This window comes from Streptomyces glaucescens (assembly GCF_002154375.1).
Taxonomy (GTDB): Bacteria; Actinomycetota; Actinomycetes; order Streptomycetales; family Streptomycetaceae; genus Streptomyces; species Streptomyces glaucescens.
This window is the reverse complement of record NZ_MUND01000161.1, coordinates 1-6,758: the sequence shown is the minus strand read 5'-3', so window position 1 is coordinate 6,758 and position 6,758 is coordinate 1. Positions and strand designations below refer to the sequence as shown.

At 74.9% G+C, this 6,758-nt stretch carries 7 protein-coding genes; 2 read left to right on the top strand and 5 right to left on the bottom strand.

Translation table 11 applies throughout. The features are described from left to right. Positions 1–145: 145 nt before the first annotated feature. From CCN42_RS12270 to CCN42_RS12260, 4 genes are all read right to left on the bottom strand, one after another. Positions 146–835, bottom strand: coding sequence for a hemerythrin domain-containing protein (locus tag CCN42_RS12270; protein WP_245877252.1), 690 nt, complete (start codon positions 833–835; stop codon positions 146–148). Beyond that, on the bottom strand, positions 832–996 hold the full coding sequence (locus CCN42_RS42545; protein ID WP_158102081.1) for a hypothetical protein: 165 nt from the start codon (positions 994–996) through the stop codon (positions 832–834). The genes CCN42_RS12270 and CCN42_RS42545 overlap by 4 nt, the downstream gene beginning before the upstream one ends. A 405-nt stretch (positions 997–1,401) precedes the next feature. Further along, positions 1,402–1,932: a hypothetical protein gene (locus CCN42_RS12265; RefSeq protein ID WP_086735338.1), complete on the bottom strand. Its 531-nt coding sequence runs from the start codon at positions 1,930–1,932 to the stop codon at positions 1,402–1,404. Between the two features lie 106 nt (positions 1,933–2,038). Further along, the gene (locus tag CCN42_RS12260; protein ID WP_086735336.1) at positions 2,039–4,240 is read right to left on the bottom strand and encodes an FUSC family protein; all 2,202 of its coding nucleotides are present in this window, start codon (positions 4,238–4,240) and stop codon (positions 2,039–2,041) included. 159 nt (positions 4,241–4,399) lie between these two features. Here CCN42_RS12260 and CCN42_RS12255 point away from each other — a divergent pair, with 159 nt between their 5' ends. Continuing rightward, positions 4,400–4,942: a DUF4232 domain-containing protein gene (locus CCN42_RS12255; RefSeq protein ID WP_086735334.1), complete on the top strand. Its 543-nt coding sequence runs from the start codon at positions 4,400–4,402 to the stop codon at positions 4,940–4,942. Positions 4,943–4,956: 14 nt separating this feature from the next. On the opposite strand, the gene CCN42_RS12250 is transcribed toward CCN42_RS12255, so the two are convergent. After that, positions 4,957–6,081 (bottom strand): DUF2786 domain-containing protein, encoded by a 1,125-nt coding sequence (locus tag CCN42_RS12250; RefSeq protein ID WP_086735332.1) that lies wholly within the window; start codon positions 6,079–6,081, stop codon positions 4,957–4,959. A gap of 81 nt (positions 6,082–6,162) precedes the next feature. Between CCN42_RS12250 and CCN42_RS12245 the strand changes: the two genes are divergently transcribed. Continuing rightward, the coding region (locus tag CCN42_RS12245; protein ID WP_086735331.1) for a Clp protease N-terminal domain-containing protein at positions 6,163–6,758 on the top strand (596 nt) is incomplete at its 3' end.

Genomic DNA, 6,758 nt, shown 5'->3' with positions numbered 1-6,758 from the left:
GGCGCGGAGCTGCCGGTCGGAACCTGGGCCGGGCTGGTCGACATGTGCTGTTTCTCCTCACAGGAACTCACGGCTACGGACCGTCCCATCGGAGTTCCCCGATGACCTTCGAATAAGCATCCGTCGCTCCCATGCCGCACAGAAGTCACAGGTGAGCGGCGGTTCGCCGCAGATATTTCCAGCCGCGGACGACGCCCCCAGCGGCGATCAGCCCCGCGACGAGCCGGCCCGCGCGAGGCGACGACGGGCCGCGCACCGGCGCGAGGTCGCGCAGGCGGTCGAAGCCGCTCAGCGGCACACCCAGCACCGCGTTGCCGGGAGGACGGCGGGGCACGGCCGGGTGCGGATGGGTCGGGGCGGTACGGCGTACGGCTTCCCAGGCCGCGCCGAGGCGCCGCAGCCGCCGGTCCCCCAGCGCGTCGCGCAGACGCGGCAGCAGCACGTCCTCCTCGTCGCGGATGTCCTCACGGATGAGGACGAAGGCCTCCTCGATCCACGCGTCGCGCCGGGGGTCGTCCGGATCGGCCTTCTCGACCAGGGCCAGCAGGTCGTTGATGGCCTGGTGCTCCTCCTCGACCTGGGCGGTCAGCTCCTCACCCGCCGGCGACACCCGCCGCAGCACCGGCCACAGCACGGTCTCCTCGGCGAAGGCGTGACTGAAGACGAGCTGGACGATCTCCTGCCACAACCGCTCGCGACGCGGGTCGGCCGCGCCGGCCGCGAGCCAGGCGTTCATCAGCCCGTCGAGCGTGGCGTGGTCCCGGCGCTGCCGCAGCAGAATGCTGCCCTTCCCTCCCAGGTCAGCAGCACTCTGCTCGGCGATGGACGAGGTCACCGTGTCTCCTCCGGCGGCGGACTCTCACCCCCGGCGTCCTCCGCACCGGCCGTCGTCTCCTCGTCCCCGGTCCGACTGGGGTCCTCCTCCGGAGGCACATCGGGTTCACCGGTGACCTGCTCCAGCGGGTGGCTCATGTCCTGGTCGTTCGGCTCGGACATGTCGGACTCCTCACCTCGGTCGCGTGCAGGTCCGCGAGTACCCACATCGGGGCCGGGCCATGAGTGCGGCCCATCAGCCACACCCGGTGGTCCGGTGAGCGTCCCGCTGTTGCGGCTGTCGCGGCTGGAGGCCGGCTGAAGACGGCATCGGCATGTCCGGTCAGGACCGCCGTGGTACGGCGCCTCCTCAGGTCAGGAGCCTGACGGTGCCGTCGCGAGCGGCGGTGGCGCGCGTGCGACTGCCGCGGTTCCCGCACGCCGGGGGAAACCGCCTGAGCGGGCCCCCGCGCCCTGCGAGGACGGTCGGCTTCCGGGGGTCGGCCCGCGCATCCGGGCCGCGCTGCGGGCGTGCGGCAGCGCGGCCCGGAGGCGGCGGCCGGCCAGGTGCCGGCCGCCCGTGCCGGCTCAGGTGGCGGGCACCGCCCAGGGGTTCGGTGACAGGGCCGCCAGCCGTTTGATGTCGCGCCGCACGATGTGCAGCGGGATCACCCCGAAGATCCCGAAGGACATGTCGATCAGCGACCACCACAAGGGAATGCCGCGCAAGGGCCCGCAGATCAGCGCCAGCGGGATGATGCCGGCGCAGGCGATCATCCCGAACTCGACGACCCAGATGTTGCGTACGGGGTCACGGTAGGGGCCGAGGAAGGCGACCGCGATGACGAGGTGGGCGAAGGCCAGCCAGTCGGTGCCGTAGAGCATGAAGGGGTAGCGGGCGTCCACGGTGTCGAGCCCGTCTCGGACGTGCTCGATCCACCCCATCAGCCCCGGCAGGTACTCGGGTACGGACATCGCCCGCAGGGCCGCCTCGGCCCAGCGCAGTTCATGCACCAAGGGGAAGGCCGTGACGCCGCTCAGCACCAGGCAGACGACGAAGAGGACCAGCCAGGCACGGATGCGCCTCAACAGGGCGGCTCTGCCGCTCGTATCGCTCATGACGGCAGCGTACGCCTGGAATTGAACATGTTCAAAAGCGGTGCGGTGGGGATCTGACGCCGGATGAGCCCGCCGCTGGATGCGCAGCCGGCGGCCAGCTGCGATGTCACAGCGCCCGTGCCGCGTACGCCCGGACGTCCGCGTCCGAGTCACCGGTCGCGGCGGTCAGGGCCGCGCGGGCGTCCTCGTCGGCGCGGTGCCGGGTCAGTGCCAGGACCGCGGCCTTGCGGACGTCGGCGTTGGGGTCGGTGACGGCCTTGGCGAGTGCCCGCACGGCCGGGTCGGGGTCGGCGAGGGACAGGGCCGTGGCGGCGCCCGCCCGTACCTGCCAGGCCGGGTCGGCGAGGGCGTCCTCGACGGTCTCCCACCGCGGGGCCCGGCGTTCGCGCACCGCTCTCGCGCCGTGGGCCGTGGCCTTGCGCAGGGCGTCGGCGAGGCGGGCGGCCGGGGGCACGGGCGGGGCGTCGCGGTCCGGGAGGTGGGCCTCCAGCAGCATCGTCACCCGGCCCATCTGGGTCAGCGCCTCCTCGGCGTCGTCCGCCGCGACCCTGGCCAGGCCGCGGTGGCGCACGGGTTCGTGCTCCGCGCGGGCGACGGCCGCGTGCCAGGCCGCGCGGGCGGCCCGGGCGGCGAGCAGGGCGTCCCGGATGTCGTCGGCGGAGGCCGACGCGGGGTCCGCGTGGTGGCGCAGCACGGCGGCGGCGTAACCCCCCTGGGCGGCCAGCCAGTCGGCGAGGCGGGCGCGCAGCCGCGGGGTCTCCCAGGCCGGGTAGACGGCGTAGGAGAGCATCGCCAGCAGGCCGCCGAGGAGGGTGAGCAGCACCCGTTCGGGGACGGTCTGGGTCCACTGCTCCCCCGCCATCCCGAGCAGGAGGACGACGTACGCCGCGATACAGGCCTGAGCCGCGAACTGGCCGGTGCGCATCAGCAGATAGAGCAGGCCGGCGCTGAGCACGGCGAGCGCGGCGGACAGCCGGGTGCCGGGGTCGGCGAACCGGACGACGGCGGTGGCGACGGCCACCCCGAGGACCGTGCCGGCGAGCCGGGCCACCACGCGGCTGTACGTCTGGGAGAAGTCCGGGCGCATGCTCATGACCGCGGCGAGGGGCGCCCAGTAGCCGTGCCCCAGCGGGAGGGCGCTGCCGAGGAGGTAGCCCGTGGTGGCGACCGCGGTGACCCGGACGGCGTGCCGGGTGATGGGGGAGGCGGCGGACCGCAGCTCGTCGCGCATCGCCTTCAGGGCGACCGGGATCAGCTGGAACAGGGTGGGGCGCGGCAGGTGCGGGACGGGCAGGTGGTGCCCGGCCGGCCGCCGGGGCTCGCGCGGGCCCTCCGCCGCCTCCACCACGTCCGCCAGGAGGCGGGCCAGCCGGGTCGCCGCGCGGGAGGGCGGTCCGGTGAGGATCGAACCGGTGTCGGGGGTGCGCAGGGCGGCGAGTGCCGGAGCCGGTGGTGAGACCGGGGTGCCGTGCCGGACCGCGTGGGCGCATGCGTCGAGGACGGTGGCCGCGGCGGCGAGCAGCTCGCGGACCCGGTCGCGGGCCGGGCCCTGTGCCGGGACGCCCAGCGCCGGGTCGGCCAGCGAGGCGAGGACCGGGCGGATGCGCTCGGCGAGGCCGCGGGCGCCGTGCAGCTCGGCCGGGCGGCGGCGGGCCTGGCGCGGGGTGACGGTGGCGGCGTTGCGGGCCTCCATCAGGGGTGCCGGGTCGAACCGGGCGACCGGGTCGTGGCGCAGCCGGCGGGCGTAGTCGGCCTCGGCGGCGAGCGCGTCGGCCAGCGCGTCCCGGTGCGGGCCCCAGCGGCGCACGGGGAACAGGACGATCAGCAGTGCCTGCACCACCCCGCCCGCGACCATCGTCGCCGCGTGCACGGCCGCCTGCGCCACGGACGCCGGAAGGGTGACCGTCACCAGCATCATCGCCACGTTGGAGGAGGCGATCAGACCGGTCGTGGGCCCCGCGGCCCAGCTCAGCCCGGCGGTGAAGGTCCACAGCGCGAGCAGCGCGAGGAAGAGGGCCGTGTGCGTGATGGTGAGGTAGCCGAGGAAGGTGGAGACGGCGAGGCTCGTCCCGGAGGCCAGGGCCAGTTCCGGGCGCGGGCGCCAGCTGCGCTGGAAGGTGGCGATCGCCGCCTGGAGGGCCCCGAACGCCGAGCTGGCCGCCGCCTCCGGGCCCAGCGCCCCCAGGCACACCCCGATGGTGATCGCGAGTCCGGCCGCGCCGCGCAGGGCCAGCAGGGGTTCCAGCGGCTTGCGTTCCACGGCGAGCCCCGAGCGCGCGGTCTGCTTCAGCGCCCGGAACCAGCTCATTCCGCCAGCGTACGGGAGATAAGGGGCAGGAGAGGCCGGTGAGGTGAGCGGTCCGGGGACGTGCGGGAGCCGGCGAGGCGCGGGAGGCGGGTGATGGTCCCGCCGTCCCGTGCGTGATGATCGTCCCGACACCCGTCGCCGGCCCCAGGGGGTTCCCTCATGCGCGTCACGCCGCTCACCGTCACCGCACTCGCCGCCGTCCTCCTGCTGTCCGGCTGCGACGGGGACGGCGGTGGCAGCGGAGACGCCGGTACCGGTTCCGGCCGGAAGACCACGGCCGCCGGTCCGTGCGCCCTCCGCGCTCTCGGAGTGGAGGTCGGGCCCGTCGACGCGGCGCCCGCCGCCGGCGACCTCGGCAACGTCACCGTCACGCTCACCAACCGCGGTGACGCCGCCTGCACGCTCCAGGGATTCCCCGACGTCACCCTGGCGGCGGGGAGCACGACCGCGGCCGTGAATCCGGGCGAGGCGACGGCGTACCGGGTGAGCGTGCCCCGGGAAGGCACCGTGACGTTCACGATCGGCTACACGCGCGGTGCGGCGGGCGCGGAGCGGAGCCTCGCGGTCGAGACGGTGCGCTTCGGCCTGCCGGGCGCTTCGGAGACCCACGAGTTCCCGTGGTCGTACGGCGATGTGGCGCTGCGCGGCGGGGGCGTGCCGGAGGCCTCGGTGAGCCCCTTCCTGCAGCCCGCCGGGGACTGAGCGCGGCGCGCCCGTCAGCCGAGGCGCGGGCGGCGCCCCACCTGGGCCCGGTCCGCCGCGCGGGCGCCCTCGTGCCAGCCCGCCGCGTCGCTGACGCCGCGCAGGCGGGTGGTGGTGGTCTGCGGGAACATGCGCTCCGCGCGGTCGGTGACCGCGACCGCACGGGAGGCGAGGACGGGCAGCAGGTCGTCGGTCACCTGGGTCTCCGCGGCGGCCGCGAGACGGGTGCCGATGCGGTGGGCGTAGGCGGCGAGGAAGGACTGCCGGAACGTTTTCGTGCGCTTGCGCCCGCCCGCGCGCTGCGCCGCCTCCGCCTTCGTCATCGCGGTCGTGGCCTGCACGAGCAGCGAGGTGTACAGCAGCTCGACGGCCTCCAGGTCCGCGTCGAAGCCGACGACCGTGGAGAAGCCGAGGGGTTCGTTCCACACCGCGCGGCAGTGGTTCGCGGCGGCCACCGCGTCCAGCAGCACCGCCTTCGCCTGCTCGTACGGCGCCTCCACACCGATCCGGCAGGCGGTGGGGGTGTCGGCGGCGTCCGGAGAGCGGGCCGCGAGCAGCGCCTCGTCGATGCTGTGCCGGGCCATCAGCTCCTGCGCCTTCGCGCTCAGCGCCTCGGCCTCCTCCGGGTACCCGGTCGCCTCCGCCTTGGCGAGCAGCGCGCGGATCCGGGCGAGCATCCGGGACTCGGCGGGCGCGTCCCGGCGCGCCGGGGCCGGTTCGTGCTCGTCGAGGGCTTCCAGGGCGGGCAGGCGCAGCAGCAGGCGGTACAGCTCAAGGACCGTGGTGGCGTGCGAGAAGCGGTCCGCGCGGGGCGGGCTCGCGGGCGGACCGGCCAGGTCGTCGAGCTGGGCCCGCCAGCGGCGCCCGCGCGGGCGGTCGTCCGGTGCCTGCGCGCGGATCAGCGCGGCGGCGAGCCGCACGTGCGTCTCGTCCAGCTCCCGGCGCACGATCCGGACGACGTCCGCGGGCTGCCAGCCGCGCCGCCAGGCCCCCGCGACGAACTCCCGTCCCCGCCGCGCGAGTTCCGCGTCCGCGCCCGGATCGGCGGCGAGCAGGGACGCGCCGGTGTCGAGCCCGGTGTCGTCGGTGGCGTACAGGGCGGCCTCGAAGGCGCGGTCGACGGTGCTGGGCGTACTCACCTGGTGATGGTGCCACGGGCCGGCCCACGAGAGTGTCAACCGATGGTTGACAGTGCGGGAGGCGCAACCTACGGTTGACACATGTCGACGAACCCCAACATCACGTCATCCGTACGTCTCGACGACCTCATCGCGGCCATCAAGAAGGTTCACCCGCAGCCCCTCGACCAGCTCCAGGACGCGGTCATCGCCGCGGAGCACCTCGGCGACGTGGCGGACCACCTGATCGGCCACTTCGTGGACCAGGCACGCCGCTCGGGCGCGTCCTGGACGGACATCGGCAAGAGCATGGGCGTCACCCGGCAGGCGGCGCAGAAGCGGTTCGTGCCCAAGGAGTCCGCGGACCTGGATCCCAGCCAGGGGTTCAGCCGCTACACCCCGCGCGCGCGGAACGTCGTCATGGCCGCCCACAACGAGGCCATCGCCGCCCGCAACGCGGAAGGCCGGCCGGAGCACCTGGTCCTGGGGCTGCTCGCCGAGCCGGAGGGCCTGGCCGCGCACGCGATCACCGCACAGGGCGTCACCCTGGACGAGGTCCGCCAGGCGGCGACCGCCGCGCTGCCACCCGCCGCCGACGAGGTCCCCGAACTGGTCCCCTACGGCCCCGACGCCAAGAAGGCGCTGGAGCTGACCTTCCGCGAGGCCCTGCGCCTCGGCCACAACTACATCGGCACCGA

What these genes read in the sequence shown, in the direction of transcription:
- CCN42_RS12265 (WP_086735338.1), bottom strand. Translation starts at nt 1,932, where the DNA reads ATGAGCGATACGAGCGGCAGAGCCGCCCTGTTGAGGCGCATCCGTGCC.
- CCN42_RS42545 (WP_158102081.1), bottom strand. Translation starts at nt 996, where the DNA reads ATGTCCGAGCCGAACGACCAGGACATGAGCCACCCGCTGGAGCAGGTC.
- CCN42_RS12255 (WP_086735334.1), top strand. Translation starts at nt 4,400, where the DNA reads ATGCGCGTCACGCCGCTCACCGTCACCGCACTCGCCGCCGTCCTCCTG.
- CCN42_RS12260 (WP_086735336.1), bottom strand. Translation starts at nt 4,240, where the DNA reads ATGAGCTGGTTCCGGGCGCTGAAGCAGACCGCGCGCTCGGGGCTCGCC.